19 protein-coding genes and 1 pseudogene are annotated in these 14,310 nt (G+C 58.9%); 1 reads left to right on the forward strand and 19 read right to left on the reverse strand.

Annotation, left to right across the window (positions count from 1 at the left end; translation table 11 throughout):
- Nucleotides 1–28: 28 nt before the first annotated feature.
- The 14 genes from AC1RDQ_RS26170 to AC1RDQ_RS26235 all read right to left on the reverse strand — a co-directional run bounded on the left by AC1RDQ_RS26170 (nt 29) and on the right by AC1RDQ_RS26235 (nt 11,145).
- Complete coding sequence (locus AC1RDQ_RS26170; RefSeq protein ID WP_492588517.1) at nt 29–589, reverse strand: phage baseplate assembly protein V; 561 nt, start codon at nt 587–589, stop codon at nt 29–31.
- Nucleotides 556–1,119 (reverse strand): hypothetical protein, encoded by a 564-nt coding sequence (locus tag AC1RDQ_RS26175; protein WP_492588518.1) that lies wholly within the window; start codon nt 1,117–1,119, stop codon nt 556–558. The genes AC1RDQ_RS26170 and AC1RDQ_RS26175 overlap by 34 nt, the downstream gene beginning before the upstream one ends.
- The gene (locus AC1RDQ_RS26180) at nt 1,112–1,744 is read right to left on the reverse strand and encodes a phage tail protein (RefSeq protein WP_492588519.1); all 633 of its coding nucleotides are present in this window, start codon (nt 1,742–1,744) and stop codon (nt 1,112–1,114) included. The genes AC1RDQ_RS26175 and AC1RDQ_RS26180 overlap by 8 nt, the downstream gene beginning before the upstream one ends.
- On the reverse strand, nt 1,741–2,055 hold the full coding sequence (locus AC1RDQ_RS26185; RefSeq protein ID WP_492588520.1) for a head-tail joining protein: 315 nt from the start codon (nt 2,053–2,055) through the stop codon (nt 1,741–1,743). Before AC1RDQ_RS26185 ends, AC1RDQ_RS26180 begins: the two co-directional genes overlap by 4 nt.
- Nucleotides 2,056–2,057: 2 nt before the next feature.
- A complete protein-coding gene (locus AC1RDQ_RS26190) occupies nt 2,058–3,053 on the reverse strand; it encodes a major capsid protein (protein ID WP_429522409.1) in 996 nt (331 codons plus the stop codon).
- A 63-nt stretch (nt 3,054–3,116) separates the two neighbouring features.
- Nucleotides 3,117–3,461 carry a head decoration protein gene (locus AC1RDQ_RS26195; protein ID WP_492588522.1) on the reverse strand — a complete coding sequence of 115 codons (345 nt, stop codon included), beginning with the start codon at nt 3,459–3,461 and terminating at the stop codon, nt 3,117–3,119.
- Nucleotides 3,458–4,603, reverse strand: a complete 1,146-nt coding sequence (locus AC1RDQ_RS26200) for a head maturation protease, ClpP-related (protein WP_492588524.1) — start codon at nt 4,601–4,603, stop codon at nt 3,458–3,460. Before AC1RDQ_RS26200 ends, AC1RDQ_RS26195 begins: the two co-directional genes overlap by 4 nt.
- Nucleotides 4,600–6,084, reverse strand: coding sequence for a phage portal protein (locus AC1RDQ_RS26205; protein WP_492588525.1), 1,485 nt, complete (start codon nt 6,082–6,084; stop codon nt 4,600–4,602). Before AC1RDQ_RS26205 ends, AC1RDQ_RS26200 begins: the two co-directional genes overlap by 4 nt.
- On the reverse strand, nt 6,084–6,290 hold the full coding sequence (locus AC1RDQ_RS26210; RefSeq protein ID WP_027923826.1) for a phage head-tail joining protein: 207 nt from the start codon (nt 6,288–6,290) through the stop codon (nt 6,084–6,086). The genes AC1RDQ_RS26205 and AC1RDQ_RS26210 overlap by 1 nt, the downstream gene beginning before the upstream one ends.
- A gap of 53 nt (nt 6,291–6,343) precedes the next feature.
- The gene (locus AC1RDQ_RS26215; protein ID WP_492588526.1) at nt 6,344–8,353 is read right to left on the reverse strand and encodes a phage terminase large subunit family protein; all 2,010 of its coding nucleotides are present in this window, start codon (nt 8,351–8,353) and stop codon (nt 6,344–6,346) included.
- Nucleotides 8,354–8,356: 3 nt separating this feature from the next.
- Nucleotides 8,357–8,956, reverse strand: a complete 600-nt coding sequence (locus tag AC1RDQ_RS26220; RefSeq protein ID WP_492588528.1) for a terminase small subunit — start codon at nt 8,954–8,956, stop codon at nt 8,357–8,359.
- A 482-nt stretch (nt 8,957–9,438) separates the two neighbouring features.
- Complete coding sequence (locus AC1RDQ_RS26225; RefSeq protein WP_492588530.1) at nt 9,439–9,885, reverse strand: DUF1737 domain-containing protein; 447 nt, start codon at nt 9,883–9,885, stop codon at nt 9,439–9,441.
- Between the two features lie 128 nt (nt 9,886–10,013).
- On the reverse strand, nt 10,014–10,349 hold the full coding sequence (locus AC1RDQ_RS26230) for a phage holin, lambda family (protein ID WP_492588532.1): 336 nt from the start codon (nt 10,347–10,349) through the stop codon (nt 10,014–10,016).
- Nucleotides 10,350–10,746: 397 nt separating this feature from the next.
- The gene (locus AC1RDQ_RS26235) at nt 10,747–11,145 is read right to left on the reverse strand and encodes a copper-binding protein (protein WP_492588534.1); all 399 of its coding nucleotides are present in this window, start codon (nt 11,143–11,145) and stop codon (nt 10,747–10,749) included.
- A 196-nt stretch (nt 11,146–11,341) separates the two neighbouring features.
- Between AC1RDQ_RS26235 and AC1RDQ_RS26240 the strand changes: the two are divergent.
- Nucleotides 11,342–11,500 (forward strand): annotated as a pseudogene (locus AC1RDQ_RS26240) (organoarsenical effux MFS transporter ArsJ); the annotation flags it as partial.
- Here AC1RDQ_RS26240 and AC1RDQ_RS26245 read toward each other — a convergent pair.
- From AC1RDQ_RS26245 to AC1RDQ_RS26265, 5 genes are all read right to left on the reverse strand, one after another.
- Complete coding sequence (locus AC1RDQ_RS26245) at nt 11,496–11,765, reverse strand: hypothetical protein (protein ID WP_492588573.1); 270 nt, start codon at nt 11,763–11,765, stop codon at nt 11,496–11,498. The pseudogene AC1RDQ_RS26240 and the gene AC1RDQ_RS26245 sit on opposite strands and share 5 nt — an antisense overlap.
- A gap of 315 nt (nt 11,766–12,080) precedes the next feature.
- On the reverse strand, nt 12,081–12,470 hold the full coding sequence (locus AC1RDQ_RS26250) for an antiterminator Q family protein (protein WP_492588535.1): 390 nt from the start codon (nt 12,468–12,470) through the stop codon (nt 12,081–12,083).
- Between the two features lie 4 nt (nt 12,471–12,474).
- A complete protein-coding gene (locus tag AC1RDQ_RS26255) occupies nt 12,475–12,795 on the reverse strand; it encodes a hypothetical protein (RefSeq protein WP_492588536.1) in 321 nt (106 codons plus the stop codon).
- Complete coding sequence (locus tag AC1RDQ_RS26260; RefSeq protein WP_492588537.1) at nt 12,767–14,095, reverse strand: tyrosine-type recombinase/integrase; 1,329 nt, start codon at nt 14,093–14,095, stop codon at nt 12,767–12,769. Before AC1RDQ_RS26260 ends, AC1RDQ_RS26255 begins: the two co-directional genes overlap by 29 nt.
- Nucleotides 14,092–14,301, reverse strand: a complete 210-nt coding sequence (locus AC1RDQ_RS26265) for a hypothetical protein (RefSeq protein WP_492588570.1) — start codon at nt 14,299–14,301, stop codon at nt 14,092–14,094. The genes AC1RDQ_RS26260 and AC1RDQ_RS26265 overlap by 4 nt, the downstream gene beginning before the upstream one ends.
- Nucleotides 14,302–14,310 lie beyond the last annotated feature (9 nt).

Below are 14,310 nucleotides of genomic sequence, written 5' to 3' on the forward strand. Positions count from 1 at the left end.
ACGCGGCGGGCTGAAAGTGAATGTGTACTCAATGCGAGTGGTTGCTGCTGTTACCGCCGGCATCCATGATTGTGCCGGCGCCGCTGATGTCGCTGGACACACTCAACGCACCGTCGATGCTGACTTCACCCACCAGCGTGATCTGGCTGGCGACAACGCGGATTTGTTCCGGCGTCACTTCAAACTGCGAGCCACCGACCGTGATGGTCGCGCGACTGCCCTCGGGCAGCGCAATGCTGTAGCTGCCGGCCTGCCAGTCGTAGACCAGTGAGCCGCCATCGTCGAAATGCCAGGCCTCGACGTGATCGCGGTTGTCCGGTGGCGTCCCGGCGTTGCCATACAACCCCGGGATAAAGGTGCCCATGGCCGGATCACCGCTGGGGCTGAACAGCACGCCCTGCTCCCCCGTACTCGGCGCACGCCAATGACGGGCCTTACCGGCGGCCAGGCTATGCCAGCGCACCCAGGCACTGACCCAGGTCCCGGCCTTGACCCGCACCCGCCCCGCCATGAGATCGACGCCGACCACCACGCAGGGCAGCAGCATGGCGGCGATCATCCGGTCGTGTTCGGCGCTGGTGTATCCCATGCCAGATCCTCCGGTTGAAAGTAGTGATCTTCATTGCCGGTACCGGTGCAGCCATCGACGTTCAGGTACAGCGTACCGGGAGGCTCGTTGGGCCAAAGCCACTCGACTTCGCCGAGGTAGATCTGCTGGGTCCATTCCACCATCCACACGGTGTAGCCATCCAGCTCCGGCTTGGTCCAGTCCTGACGCGAGGCAACGAACTGCGCCTGTTCGACGTTATCCAGTCCCCAGGTCTGCGCTCGCAGTAGCACCGCGATCTGTGCCGCCAACTGGGCACCCAGTTGCTGATGGCGGGACAACTCGGGCGCGACAATGATCCGTGCTTCAAAGCGCTGGATCAGCACTGTTTCACCGGTGCCGATGTCTTGCCCGGGTTCAAATTCCACCGGTTCCAGGAACACCGCCGGCAGTGCCACCCGATCCTGAATGTCTGGACAGGTCGCGACAAAGCGCACCGTCGGTAACGCTTGGCGGATGTGTTCCTCGATGGCGGCGTACAACGCATCCAACGAAAAGGCAGGATCAGACACGGGCGCTCCCTTTCAGGTATTTATGCAGTTCGAAGTTCATCTCTTGCTTGAACACCACCAGCAGACGCTCGTCGGCCTTGTTAGCCCAGGTGTAAAACGGACCTTCAACGTCTTCGAGCGAGACCTTGGCCTTGGCCAGCGGAAAGCGATTGTCGTTTTCCGCAATCCAGCCCGAACTCGCGCCGCCAGCTGCGGACGCGCCGCCGGGATAGTCGTCCGTATTGAAATGTTTGCTGGAGGTGCGAATCCAGATATCCGCCTTGTTGCCATAGACGCGTTTATAAAACGCGCCCTGGTAACGCCGCCCCGCAACCGAAACACCAGCCTTACCCTGACGGGGATTCCCTATCCGGCTAGCTTCCATCGGGTTGGTGCCGAACCAGAGTTTGCCCAACTGACCCTGGCCTTTGATGGGATAGCTGCGCAGGCGCTGACGTACCGCGCGGACGGCAATCCGCTCCTGTTTGCTGACATCGCGCGCCATGTGCGTGGCCAACCAGCCCAACGTTTTGTTGATCGCCCGTCGTTGCGCCGCAGCAACGGCCTTGGGCATCACCTTGGCCAGCTGTTCAAAGGCCTGCATATCGTTGGCAGAAAGCTGCAGCGTCACCGGAACGGCACTCATGCTTTTAACCTCAGAGACAAGGCCACCAGACCATCGCCCGCCGGTTCCAGATGAGTCAGGGTGTACTCGCCGCCACCGTCTAGTGCGGGCAATTCGATGTGCACCGTCTGCGTTTTTTCCACGCCTGCGGCATCGGCAACCCGAATGTGAAAACACGGATCGCGCAGGCCGGTGTTCAGGCGCCCTATCTTGGGCTGCAACCAGGGCGCCGAGAACATGCCCAATACACGCCGACCTTCGATGTAGCCAACTTCAGCCAGGGTGTCGAACACTACACTGTCGATCGTCTCGACCAGGTCTCGAAAAGCCATGGTCAAAGCGTCAGCAGAATCTGCGCCCGTGGACGCGTGCACAGGTGCAGCGGGTTGGATTGGGCTTCACCGGCCATGCCCTTGTTGAACGGCAATGGTTCCAGCTTGCTGTAATACGGCAGGCCTTGGGTGTTGGCGGTCTCCATGTAGTCCGCCGGAGCAAAGCAGGAGATGTACAGATCCGGTACGCCTTCGGGAATCAACAGCGCTGTATCGTCATGGATGAACGACACCCCAGCGATTCGCCCGCGATAACGCTCCCAGACAATGCCGCCCAGCTCGAAACTATCACGTGAATCTCCACGCAGTTCCGCTGCTTGGATCGTATTGAGGTAAGTTTCCTCTACCGATTTGTGCGTGATCAGTTTGTTCCAGAAATTCTTGCCGCAGAACGCGCGCGCGCCCGAACTGGTGACGCTGCCCAATTCATCGTCCTGCATGTCCAGCGCTTCGCCGCACTTGACCCGGATCTTCGTCGCCGAGTCGTTCAGGCCCATGGACAAGCTTTGTTGCTCCACACCAAACGCCTGATAGATGTTCAGCAGGACCGTCGAGCCGTCCGCGTCCAGCACCAGGCCGTTCAGCGCGCCCATGCGCTGGAATTCATGAGTGGCGTCGAGCTGACGCTTGGCTTTGCTCAGGCGCGTGTTCACTACGCCTTGCACCGCCTGCAGTTCGGTCGTCGTACCAAAGGCGCGAATACCCTGAATTTCGTCAGCCTTGATGGTGAAACGCTGCGGCAGGTGCACGGTATTGAACGGGATCATCTGACGTTTGCTTGCACCCACGACCAAACCCGAGGTACCGCGCTCACCCGCCGGCACCAGCGCCAGCGTGTTACCGTCCTTTTCGATCTGCACAGTCAGGGTGCTGATGCCTTCCTCGCGAAATAGGCCCAGGCCGCTGATGCGACCCGGCAGGTATTCCTGTTCGTTGATCGCCGCAGTCAGCGAGGACACAGAAAAAACATCGTCGGTAAAAATGCCAATATCGGCCATGAAAAGACTCTCCAGAAATGCAAAACCCCGCACAAGGCGGGGTTGGGAAAAAAGGGAACGGACTTAGCGGGCAATCACAAACTGAGCCGCCAAAGCGACCTCGGCATCAGCATCGAAACCGGTCAAATGCACCTCGCTGACCTCGGCCAGTCGCACCACCGCACTAGTGCGGCGCTCCTCGGTCGATTCGCCCAGTGGCCCGTACAGGATGCACGTCGCCACTTCAGTGCCATCGATGGCGGCGGGATTGTAAGGCGCAAACTCATTGGTCGCGGTGACCAGTCCCAGTACCTGGCCGGCATTCAACGCGGGGCCAGCGGCCACCAGAATGGATTCACGAGAGATCTTCCCGGCCCCTTCGGAGAGCAGAAACTCGCCAGCGTGTAGCGTTTCGTACTTTACGGTCATGCTCGTGCTCCTTTTGCACTGTTGGATTGCCCCGCATGGGCGGCCTGACGGGCTGCCCAGATCGAGGGCGGATCCGGTTGTTTCGCCTGCACCTTCGGTGCTGGGTCATCGTTGAGCGGCACGCTGTTGTCGATTTCGAAACCGTTACCGCTGCTGACGATCTTGTCGAACAGCCGCGCGCGTACTGCAGGTGCGTCCAGTCCCGCTGTCACGTACTCGGCGCTGAGCTCTGGCAATCGTGCCGCGACACACAGGTCATGCACCGCCTTGGCCCGAGTCAGCCCCGCCTGGACGATCTCTTCGCTTTCAAGCTGGGTCGAGCTGAGCAGCGGCGCGACCAGGTTACTGATCCCTGACTCGGCACAACGCTGAGTGATCAGCAACGCGAGCTTGGCCGAGTCGGCCACGGGCGCGGGCGCAGGTGTCTCCAACTCCGGAGCCGGCTCGGGCGCCTCATCGAGCTGGGCCAACAATTCAGCGGGGGTGTGCTGGTAACGCTGCATTACCCCGCCCTGCCCCAGACAGGCTTTGACCTGTACCCCATCGCCCACCTCATCGGCCAGCCCCAGAGCCACCGCCTCACTGGCGGTCAACCAGGTTTCGGCGGCCACCAAACCTCGTAACTCCGCCTCATCGATGTCCGGTGCCTTGGCCTTGTAGGCCGCGATGATCGCCTCCATGGTTTGGTCGAGGACATCGGCCACCTTGCGAAAGCTGTCGGCATCGCCGGCCGCATAGGTCCATGGGTTGTGGATCATCAGCATGGCATTCGACGCGATCACCACCTTGTGCGCACCGCACACCGCGACACTGGCCGCGCTCGCGGCCAAGGCATCGATGCGTGCCGTGCAACGCTCGCCCAGCCGTGACAACGTGTTGTGCATAGCCAACCCGTCGAACAGGTCGCCGCCGATGCTGTTGAACGCCGCGATCACCGGTGACACGCCGTCATCGATGGCGCGCAGATCCTGCATAAACTGACTGGCGGTAATGCCCCAGGTGCCGATCTCGCCATACACAAAGACTTCGATCACGCGCTCGGTGGCTTCGCCGCTGGCGTGCACGGCGTACCAACTTTTGTCCTGCACCGGCACTTGCTGGCCGGCCTTGTTGTAAATACGCGGAGGCGTTTTCTTACTCATGCTTGCTCCTTGTCGTCGAACGCCTGAAGCAGTTCGACGAGCGTGCTGTAATTGAGGCCCTTGCCCCGAGCCCGCTCGGCATCGGCGGCGTTTTCTTCGTCCACCGTTTCGGCGTCGTAGCCGGTGCGCAGGACCATCTCGCTGCGCGAGGCAAAGCCCGCGTTAACTTCCATCGTGCGCGACTGAACATCCTGAACCGGATGGATATAAGCCCAGCCTTGTGGCACCCAGCGCGTACGCAGGTATTCGCGGCGGCGCTGGGCGTAGTCCGGCAACAACACGGCGCCACTGAGCACAGCCATGTCCATCCACGCGGCCCGCACCGGGCGACACAATTGGTGCACATACACACCGAATTGCAGCTGCTCCAGTCGACGCCGGAACTCGGTGAGCACCACCCGCAACGCTCGGTCGTTCACTTCGCGCATGTCGCCGGTGAGGATTTCGTACGGCATCCCGGCGCCGGCCGCCGCGGCCATCAATTGCTGACGCATGAAGTCGGGATAGTTGTTGCCGGCATCCGGCGGCGTGGAAAACTCGACTTCCTCCCCCGGCAACAACTCCTGCATGGTCCCGGGCTCCAACGCCACCATGGGCGTGAAACCATCCGAGGCGAGGTTCAGCGGCGCACCGGTCACCGGGTCTACCGGGGTCTGGATGTCGTCCGGTGACGGCTTCTTGATGAAGCCGGCGAACAGGTTGGCCACCTCTTGGCGGAACAACACCGCATCGTCGTAGTTGTCCAGGCTCCGCAGGCGTTTGAGCACCGGCGATAAACGCGGCAGCCCACGCAACTGACCCGGTTCGACCGGCTCAAAAATGTGCAACACCTGGCTGGCCGGTACACGCACCAGTTGGTTGTAGCCACTGTTCAACGACGAGGCATCACCGGGATGCGAGCGGTACATCCAATACGCGACCCGGCGGTTGTCCGGACTGAACTCAATGCCGGCACGAATGATGTTGCCGTTACGTGCGATCTCGAACTTGTCGTGCGGGACAAACTCGGGCGCCAACACTTGAAGTTGCAGCGGCAGCACCAACCCTTCGTCGAGGCTACGCGGGCGCAGGCGGACGAAACATTCACCGGCCGTTTCCACCGTCCGGGCGATCAGTGCCTGCTGTCCGTAGAAGTCGGTCAGGCCATCGGCGTCGGACTCTTCAGTCCAGTCGGCCCAGAGCTCCTGCAACAGATGTCGAAGGTCATCGTCCTGGGTTTTCGGCCGCGGCGTGATGCCGGTACCGATCAGGTTGCTGACCCGTTTATCGATGATGTTGAAGGCGTAGGGGTCGTTGCGCACTGCCGCCCGTGAGCGTGAGCGCAGGTTGCGTAACGCCGGAATGGCAATGCTGTTGAAGCCAGCGTCGGGCGCATCCCAACTGGCAGAGCGGCGCCCTTCGGCAGCCCCTTCATAGCTAGCCTTGATGTTCGACGGGATCAGGAAACCGCTGCGGCCCAAGCTTGAAAATTGACGAGCCATTACAGTCCCTTGCCTCCATGATAGAGCCGTACGATGCGCGACCGAGGACCGGCCGCCGCGATCAGCGAGCTACGAATTTCGTCGCGCGCCCTGAGCAGTTCGTCGATGTCGCGGTACTCGACGTTGCGATCCGCGTAGCGCACGATCTTTTCGCCGCGCGCGATTGCCTTCTCGACCGCATCGAGTTGCTGTTGGGTAAAGGCCATGGGGATCGCTCTAAAGTAAAAAGACAACGTGGATAGCGGCTGCGCGTTTTCACTCAGCGTCTTTTTTTGAGGTAGCCGCTGCTGGAACTTCGACGCTGTGGGGGCCGTGCAATTGGAAGCGGTGCTGCTGCCGGCTTGGCCGCTGGTGGTACGGGATCAGCCGGTTGCTGCTGGGGTGTCGCGGGGTTGCTGATACGCTCGGCCGACACGGCTTTCCCGCCCGGAGGCGCCGCCTGAATCAGGGCATTTCTCACCCGCTCCCAGTCATGCTCCTTGTAGCGGTTCAGCCCCAGGTAATGCGCCATCGCCAAGCTGTACACCATCAAGTCGAGGGCTTCGTTGCGCTCAGCCTTGCCCTTGACCCACTCGATTTTTTTGTAGCCTTTGACGTAGCGAGTCACCTTGCGCTCGGCGACGCACTGGGCGAAAAAATCATCTGGCAGGTCATTGGCAAAGTGCAGCGCACCAGGACCGTCCTCCACCGGATAGCGGTTGTAAATCCAGTCTTTGGCGGTGTCGGTACCGACGAACCAGAGCTCGACACCCTTGCGCTCGGTCAGGCCTTTCCAGGTGACATCCATCATTGATGGTCGCTGGGCAATCACCGGACGACCCGGCTTGCTCGCCCCCTTGACCGCAAAGATGTTGCGCCAACGCCGCAGTCGGCAGAACTGGTACACCTCGTCGGTGTGGTTACCGCCGGAGTCGATGCCGGCGGCCCGGATCGTCAGTTCTGCGCCACACGGATGCGGGTAACGCGCCTTCAGTTTGTCATCGAGCACCGACCAGGTGCGGTCGTCGGAGGGGTCGCCCCAGATCACCTGGTAGTCGATGATCCAGCGCTCCATGCCGGCGCCCCACCCGACCACCATGAACTCCAGACGGTTGGCTTGAACGTCGACCGAGGCCGTGAGCATCAGCACGGCAAACGGCATTGACCCCAGCCCGTAAGTTTCCAAGCGTGCCCGAGCCATCAGCACATCCGCTTTCGTTTGCTCTTGCGCGCTGTCCCAAACCTTGGCCAGACGGGTGTTGTAGAACACCTGCATCGGTTCGAGATCGCCGCGGGACATGGCGGTTTTGGCCTTCTCGAACTGCTTGGCCAGCGCCGCCCAACCCGTCCAACCGGGTGGCGAGTACAACGCATTGAGGTTGAAGCCGACGGTTTCGCCATCGCCCTGGGCATGCGCGCGCCACTCGCCCTTGGCCAACATCTCGCCCTTATGGTGCTCCTCGATCAGCACATCACAGTCCGGCCCGGCGCACTCGTAGTGCGCCAGCTGGCAATCTGCCGAGTAATGCAGGCGCTCCCATTCCAGGACTTGCATGTGCCCGCAGGTTGGGCACGGCACGTAGTAAAAACGCTGGTCGCTGGTCTCGAACAGATCAGCAATGCGCGAGGCGCCCCGGATCGTCGGCGAACTGGAAAAGTAGAACTTGGCGTTACGGCCAAACGTACTTCCGCGGGTTTCCGCCAACTCAATCGGGTCGCCCTCCTCGCCAACGTCCACCACCCAGCGATCCACTTCATCGCCATAGATGTAGCGGGCCGACAACTCCGACAGGTTCGCCGCCGAGCCGGCAGTGGTGACATACAGCGAACCACCTTCGAACTCTTTGGTGTCCATGGTGTTGCGCGCATCCCTTGAACGGTTGGCCGCCACGCGTTCGCGCAGCACCGGGGTGGCCTTGATGGTCTTGCCGATGCGCGACGAGACTCGTTTGGCCAACCCCAGGCTTGGCAACAGTGTGAGAATGTTTGACGGCGCCATATGGATCAGCCCACCGATCCAGTTCAAGGCGATCTGCGTTTTCATCAACTGCGAGGCCACCATGGTCACCACGCGCTTGCACGGATGTGCTGGTGACAGACAACGCATCGGCTCACGGGCATACGGTGTTCGCGCTGTACGGTATTGCCCTGGCTCAGCAGCCCCCGCATCACGCGGGATGCGCATGAACTCGTCAGCCCACTGATCGATCCAGACATCCGGCTCTGGTCGCAGCCCGCGGAAATACGCCTCCCGGTACACCGCTGCACCGTCGGGCATTTCCGCTGACATGGATTAACTCGCTGCAGTCAAAGAATGGATGAGGTCTGTCGAGGACATCCGTTCGGCATCGTCCAGCACCCGGCGCAATGCGGCAGTGAGGTGCTTCTCGATTTGCCAATGATCACTCATGGCGGCCAGTTCGGGCGCCAACTGTGGCGGCATGCCGAGCAACAGATCGCGCAACATCCGCCCGGTCGTGTACGCCGCCGTTTTCACAGCCTCCAACTCGACATGGGCGCCGCGATTCTTGTGAAACTCGCTCTCAGTCAGGCGCGATTCATAAAACTCGCGGTAGGCACGGGACTCCTGAAAGTCTGGGATGCCCTCGCCGGGGGACAACGCCTGATGCGAGACAGAAGGTGAAGTCTCATGTTCGGTGGGTGGTTCCGGGGTATTCCCCTCCGGCTTACGCTGAGTTCGTTCGCGCTCGTGCCGCGCCGCCACATTGGCTTTGCTCGGATCCGCCGTGCTGAACAGGAGTCGATCCGTTGCCTCAACATCCACCATGCCGTCCGCCATCAGAACCAAGCGGCCGCTCTTAGCCAACTTCGACACATAGGGTTTCGACCAGCCTTGGCGAGTGGCGAACTCCGCTTTGGTGAGTGCTGTCATGTCTCTGCCTTACGGTTAACCCGGCGGGGCCAAGAGTTAACCGAGTAAATTAGTCGGTTAACTCATAGGTTAACCACATCAAGGCTACGGCCTGCCTGGCTTTCAGCCAAACTCATTGCCGTTTTTTCAATCGCTTAGTTAACTCTTGGTTAACTGCCTTAGTTAACCGGGCTGAAAGCCAAGGCCCGCCTGACTTTCAGCCGACCCGACAGCTAGCTGAGTTAACCAGGCTAATTCGTTAGTTAACTACCCTCTAAGCCGCAGCCCACAAGGCTTTCAGCCCAGTTAACCAATGGAGTTAACCAGTTAACTAACTTTGGTGGGGTGCCGCTAACGCGTTTGCGCGAGTCTTATGCCCCGTGTTCCTTGGAAGTTGCCAGGGTCCCCGGCCCCTGCCGCCTGCCAAAGTGACTGACTACGTTTGAAACGGAGGCAGTCGACTATGACGACTCCTTCGTGTGATGAGACCGCTTGTTTATGGCTCATGCGGATATCGCCGCAATCTGGCGGGCAACCTCATCGTGGATCATCTTGGCTGACCAGGTATGTGCAATGAGGTCGGTGCCGGCCTCCAGCAGCGCGGCATCACCCTCGACGGGAAAGGCTGGTGTGTCGGTCAGGTCGTTGTAGCTACCGGAAAAGTTCGAAGTCCCACTACCGATAGCGGCACGTGCAGCCGCGGCATCGACGCTCACCAATACGGCCTTACCGACATCCGAGGCGTCCGAGATGTTTTCAGACGTGATGTCACCTGGCGTGCCGGCTGCGTTGTTTGTCCCCTTCACTACAGCCTGAAGCACTTGAAAGCCTTCAGTGATGGAGACAGGACTACCGTAAGGCTGCCAGCCTTCGGCAATGGCCTGAGCCAGCTTGGCCGTCAACTCCTCGGGAGTGTTGGCGACGACGGTTTCGTATTGGGTGTAAGCCATTCTCTAAATCTCACGATTGAATGATTGAGCGGCGAGCGGCTGACATGCCGGCGAATCACCATAGTGGATGTAGTCCGTCACGGCGTAGGCCAGCAGAAGCACAAAAGGCAGCTCCCAAGGACAGCGCTTCATGGAGCCGAATCCGATTTAGGAAACTTGAAGTCTGCGAACCGATCAGCCAGATCGGCGATCTTCTTCACGCCAAGAAATCCGATGAACACACCCGCAGCCGTAGCGAAGTTCTGCGGTAAACCGAAGTACTCCAGTAACGGAATCAAGCCAATGGTGATCAGCGTGCACAGCGAAGCTTCAAGCAACGCCTGTCGACGCGTGCCACCGCCGTAAATGATCCGCAAGGCACCGACCACGAATGACAATGCTCCGGCGTAGATCGTCGGCGCATGCTGTCCCAGCCATGCGATAACGAGCAGCCATGTGTCTGGTTTGTCGGGCATGTTTGTCATCCGGATTCCTCCCTTTTTGGGGAGTGCAATAGATCCGGCTCCCGCAGCACTCCCAGCTTGAGGCGATGGGTGTAACGGGGCCGAAAACGAAAAAGCCCTGCTCGATGGCAGGGCTTGTAAAAGGGCACAAAAAACCCGACTCAGTAGTCGGGTTCTTAAAAGGCGTCTCGCTGCGTTGACAGCAACACACGCTGCTATAAAAGCAAATCTATCCCGCGCGGAAAAGGCTTTTCCGAAATAAAAGCGAAATTTAACCCAACTTCGATGCAGCCCTACGAGACAGGCAGGAATCAAAAGCGGCCATTCCTGCTGCATCACTGAATTACTGGTTTTCGTGCATAGCGGATGGTAAAAGCCGGCACAACAAAACGTACCGGCTACCTTCACCATCACTATTTCATTTTTTTATGGAAACAATCTTGGCTCTGCCACCCTCTACCAGAAAGGAAAACGATACACGGTCTCCGGTTGTAAGCCCTGTCAACTGATCTTCCGTTACCGAAAAGGCCATGGTCATCGGCGGCCATTGCACCGCTGGAACAGCGCCGTGGGAGATGGTCACAGTATGCTTCGCAGTGTCGATCGCCTTAATCGTCCCCTCGGCTTCGGCTACCGGAGTCTGTTTCGATTCCTTCTTCATCTGCATGCCCTCCATACCGTCCATTTTCATGCACGGCATTTCCTGCTTCATCTGCATGCCTTCCATACTTTCCATTTTGCACGGCATTTCCTCTGCATGAGCAGAAAGAGACATCGCAACTACGGTGCTTGCAACTGCAATTAGGGTCAGTTTCATACAACTTCTCATTCAGGATTAGTGAGTACAACGGGGAGGTTCCGGCGACGCATCAAGCGGTTGAATCCACAGCCAAAAGCAGACTTTCAGAATAGCCCAGTCTATTTTACCGCCCCTCAACATTGATGCGGTTTTAGGAAGGTCCAAGAGAAATCGCCAGTGTATTACGCGTCCAGTAATGGGCGGTTTTTATCCCGGTTACGAAATCGTGCAGTCCTTTACGCCCAACATCACTGGCAAGAAACGGGGGCATGTACCGGACAGTCGTGCGGCATTTCTGTGGGCACTTGCATTGGCGGGCCTGCCAGCTGCAATCGTTTTCGGGCTGAACACCGATTTGTCACAGTCCACTATTGCGCCTTGTGGCTGCCCTTCGGGGCCTCCTTGTCCATGTGCAGGTTCATGTTCTCCATCATGGCATTGCAGTTTTTCATCATCTTGGACATCTCCTGCATGTCCATCATCGGCATCTGGTGGCCGTCCATCAGGTGCATGTCCCCACCCTTGGTTGCCTCGGTACTGCCTTCAGTCGGGGGCTTGGCCTCTTCGGCAAAACCTGCAGTTGCGGTTCCAAGAGCGATGAAGACAGCAAGGGCGGTGTAGGTTATGGCATTACGCATGGCAGCTCTCCTGTTCCACGACCGTGGTAAGTGGCAGGCTCCGAGCAAGCGACTGCGGATTTAGCCTGGAGGTAAGGGCCAAAGCCTTATCGGCCCAGCCATGCCCCTTCTGCCACTCACACTCCTGAGTGAGAGGTAGGGACGGTAGCGGTTGTAGAGAGGAGTACGTAGGTTACGAGCAACTTCTGGCCGTCCCTATTTCAAGTTTGGACCTTGCCACAGTGGCAAGGTCAAGGCATCACTTTGCCCTTTTTGGGTGACCCGACATTTCAACCCGTAGCAGACGGTGGGGACAGGCAGAAATCGACTGATAGATTAGGCAGCTTGCCGCATTGAATTGACAGCACAATCGATCCATGCCGCCCCTGCTCTCGCCAGCTCCCGCGCTTTCCCTTCGCTTATACCGTAGTGCTTGCCAACCCGTACCATTGGCCATTTAGCACCATAGTAGAGCCAAATAATGTCGCCCATTTGTCCATCACGGTGTGAGAGGCGCGCAACTGCGTGATCAATAGCGCCAGCCCATTCATCTGTAATGCAATAGCTTTTGCTCGCAGACACCTGCGGTATCGCCTGACGCATTAGCGCAAATGTCGGTGAAATGTAGTTGGGAACGCCTGCCCCATCCATCCGCCACCATCCCCACTGTTCCAGCAGGTATTCGGTATCGCCCAATGGTCGGCCGGCTGGTTTTCGAATCATCATGCTCTCAATCCCCTGTGTAATTTGATCCGCCAGCGCCGCGACGGTTGTTCTGTTGGTAGTACTCGGCCGGGCCAGGTATCGACGAGCCACGCTGGAGCGCTTCAATCTCTCGCTGAGCCTGCTGCAATTTGAAGCTCAATTGCGTCACCAACTCGTCCGAAGAAAGCACCAACCTGCTACCCCGAATAACCCAACCTGAGCCATTGCAAGCAGTACAAATCAACTCATAAAACAGCCCTTTCACTACCGCTTTGCCCTTGCAGGTCGGGCAAGGTCCAAGTTCGATCCGCGGCCTCTTAAAACCAAGCCCCTGCCCTTTCTGCATGTTTTAAATCCTCTCCTATGGTTGTTTCTTGAAGGGCTTCGCAGGCCTTGTTTTGCAAGGCCTCCAGAGGATTACCGGAATCTCCGGATCTAACACCGGTCAACCCGTGAATCAGGGCAAACCCCTTCTGGTCTAGATGAACGTGCCACTGCTCCAAGGCATCGAGCTTGCGACTCATGACGTCCGACTGGATGTACACCTTCACGTTGTGGCCCATGGCGTGGTTGATCAGCAGCTCGCCGATCAGGTGATCAACGCCGAGATCAGCCCAGCCGGTACGGGCCAACTTGCGCAGGTCGTGGCTGGTCCACTCACCCTGCCCCAACCGGGTGAAGACAGCACTGGCCTGCCCTTCACTGAGAGCCTTGCCATGGCGTGCCGGGAACAAAAACTGACCGTCGTACCCTTTGGCCTGCTGAATCTCGCGGTAGCGGATCAGAGTCTCGCGCACCTGGTCTGTCAGCGGCAGGTGATGCTCGACGCCAGTCTTGGTGTGCTCGGCCGGAATGAACCACTCGCGCTCAGCCAAACTGATATGCGACCAGCGTGTCTGCCGGGTTTCACCAATGCGCGAGCCGTGACAAAGCATCATCAACGCCAACATGGCGTCGGAAGGGGCAGTCGACATGACGAGGGACAATTGCTCCAGTAGCTGCGGCAATTGAACGCCGCGTAGCCGACCAGGCTTGGCTCCGACTTTCGTCTTGCTGAAGTCGCTGAATTTGATTCCCACCATCGGGTTAGCGCTGATAAAACCAAGTTTGAACGCCTGACGCATCGCCTGAACCAGAAGCTTAAACACCAGCTGCACATAGCCCGCTGAGTAGTTTTCCTGCAGAGGCCAGATCAGCTCGCTGTCGAGCATGGCTTTGTTGATATCGCTGAGAGGCAGATCACCCAGACGCGGTATCAGGTGGCGTGTGATGGCCGATGCGGCAGTGCTCTTGCGCTTGCTGGAAAGGCTGCGATCACGGGACATGCGTTCGGCGTACCATCCCAACAGCTCGCTGGTCGTGACCCACTTGGACAGCGCCGAACCTTCATTGGCAGCCACTCGCAAACGTACTGCGGGCAGTGCCGTGACCACTTGCTTGGTGCTCAGATCAGGGAAGCCGCCAATACGGTGCCAGGTGCGTTTGCTGAGCAGGTACCAGGAGCCACGGGAACGATTCTTCGCAAAACGAAAGTGCAATGCCGGGTGACTGGCATCTCGTAGATCGCGGACATGCAACTTCTTGGCATTGCGCTCGATCTCGGCATCAGACAGTTTCACCGTTAGGGTTTTGATCAAAGCCGTCATTGTCGGGTACCAGAGGGATCTTCAAGGTCAACAACCTGGAACGTGGTCGGCCACAGCCAGGCGCCGTAACGTTCGGCCATTGCTTGGTCAACGAACAGCGCCAAAGCGTGGTCGGGGGTGCTGCCCATATCCATCTTGAACGAGCAGCAGAACACGGCGAACCGATAGTTCGCCGGGTTCGGTACAGCCAGGCGGCGATCAGGCATATCCGAACC

The organism is Pseudomonas sp. GW823-FHT02E01 (assembly GCF_058797535.1).

Excerpts from the sequence above, each read along its gene's own strand:
- AC1RDQ_RS26170 (WP_492588517.1), bottom strand. The coding sequence starts at position 589 with ATGGGATACACCAGCGCCGAACACGACCGGATGATCGCCGCCATGCTG.
- AC1RDQ_RS26180 (WP_492588519.1), bottom strand. The coding sequence starts at position 1,744 with ATGAGTGCCGTTCCGGTGACGCTGCAGCTTTCTGCCAACGATATGCAG.
- AC1RDQ_RS26185 (WP_492588520.1), bottom strand. The coding sequence starts at position 2,055 with ATGGCTTTTCGAGACCTGGTCGAGACGATCGACAGTGTAGTGTTCGAC.
- AC1RDQ_RS26190 (WP_429522409.1), bottom strand. The coding sequence starts at position 3,053 with ATGGCCGATATTGGCATTTTTACCGACGATGTTTTTTCTGTGTCCTCG.
- AC1RDQ_RS26195 (WP_492588522.1), bottom strand. The coding sequence starts at position 3,461 with ATGACCGTAAAGTACGAAACGCTACACGCTGGCGAGTTTCTGCTCTCC.
- AC1RDQ_RS26200 (WP_492588524.1), bottom strand. The coding sequence starts at position 4,603 with ATGAGTAAGAAAACGCCTCCGCGTATTTACAACAAGGCCGGCCAGCAA.
- AC1RDQ_RS26205 (WP_492588525.1), bottom strand. The coding sequence starts at position 6,084 with ATGGCTCGTCAATTTTCAAGCTTGGGCCGCAGCGGTTTCCTGATCCCG.
- AC1RDQ_RS26210 (WP_027923826.1), bottom strand. The coding sequence starts at position 6,290 with ATGGCCTTTACCCAACAGCAACTCGATGCGGTCGAGAAGGCAATCGCG.
- AC1RDQ_RS26215 (WP_492588526.1), bottom strand. The coding sequence starts at position 8,353 with ATGTCAGCGGAAATGCCCGACGGTGCAGCGGTGTACCGGGAGGCGTAT.
- AC1RDQ_RS26220 (WP_492588528.1), bottom strand. The coding sequence starts at position 8,956 with ATGACAGCACTCACCAAAGCGGAGTTCGCCACTCGCCAAGGCTGGTCG.
- AC1RDQ_RS26225 (WP_492588530.1), bottom strand. The coding sequence starts at position 9,885 with ATGGCTTACACCCAATACGAAACCGTCGTCGCCAACACTCCCGAGGAG.
- AC1RDQ_RS26230 (WP_492588532.1), bottom strand. The coding sequence starts at position 10,349 with ATGACAAACATGCCCGACAAACCAGACACATGGCTGCTCGTTATCGCA.
- AC1RDQ_RS26235 (WP_492588534.1), bottom strand. The coding sequence starts at position 11,145 with ATGAAACTGACCCTAATTGCAGTTGCAAGCACCGTAGTTGCGATGTCT.
- AC1RDQ_RS26245 (WP_492588573.1), bottom strand. The coding sequence starts at position 11,765 with ATGCGTAATGCCATAACCTACACCGCCCTTGCTGTCTTCATCGCTCTT.
- AC1RDQ_RS26250 (WP_492588535.1), bottom strand. The coding sequence starts at position 12,470 with ATGATGATTCGAAAACCAGCCGGCCGACCATTGGGCGATACCGAATAC.
- AC1RDQ_RS26255 (WP_492588536.1), bottom strand. The coding sequence starts at position 12,795 with ATGCAGAAAGGGCAGGGGCTTGGTTTTAAGAGGCCGCGGATCGAACTT.
- AC1RDQ_RS26260 (WP_492588537.1), bottom strand. The coding sequence starts at position 14,095 with ATGACGGCTTTGATCAAAACCCTAACGGTGAAACTGTCTGATGCCGAG.
- AC1RDQ_RS26265 (WP_492588570.1), bottom strand. The coding sequence starts at position 14,301 with ATGCCTGATCGCCGCCTGGCTGTACCGAACCCGGCGAACTATCGGTTC.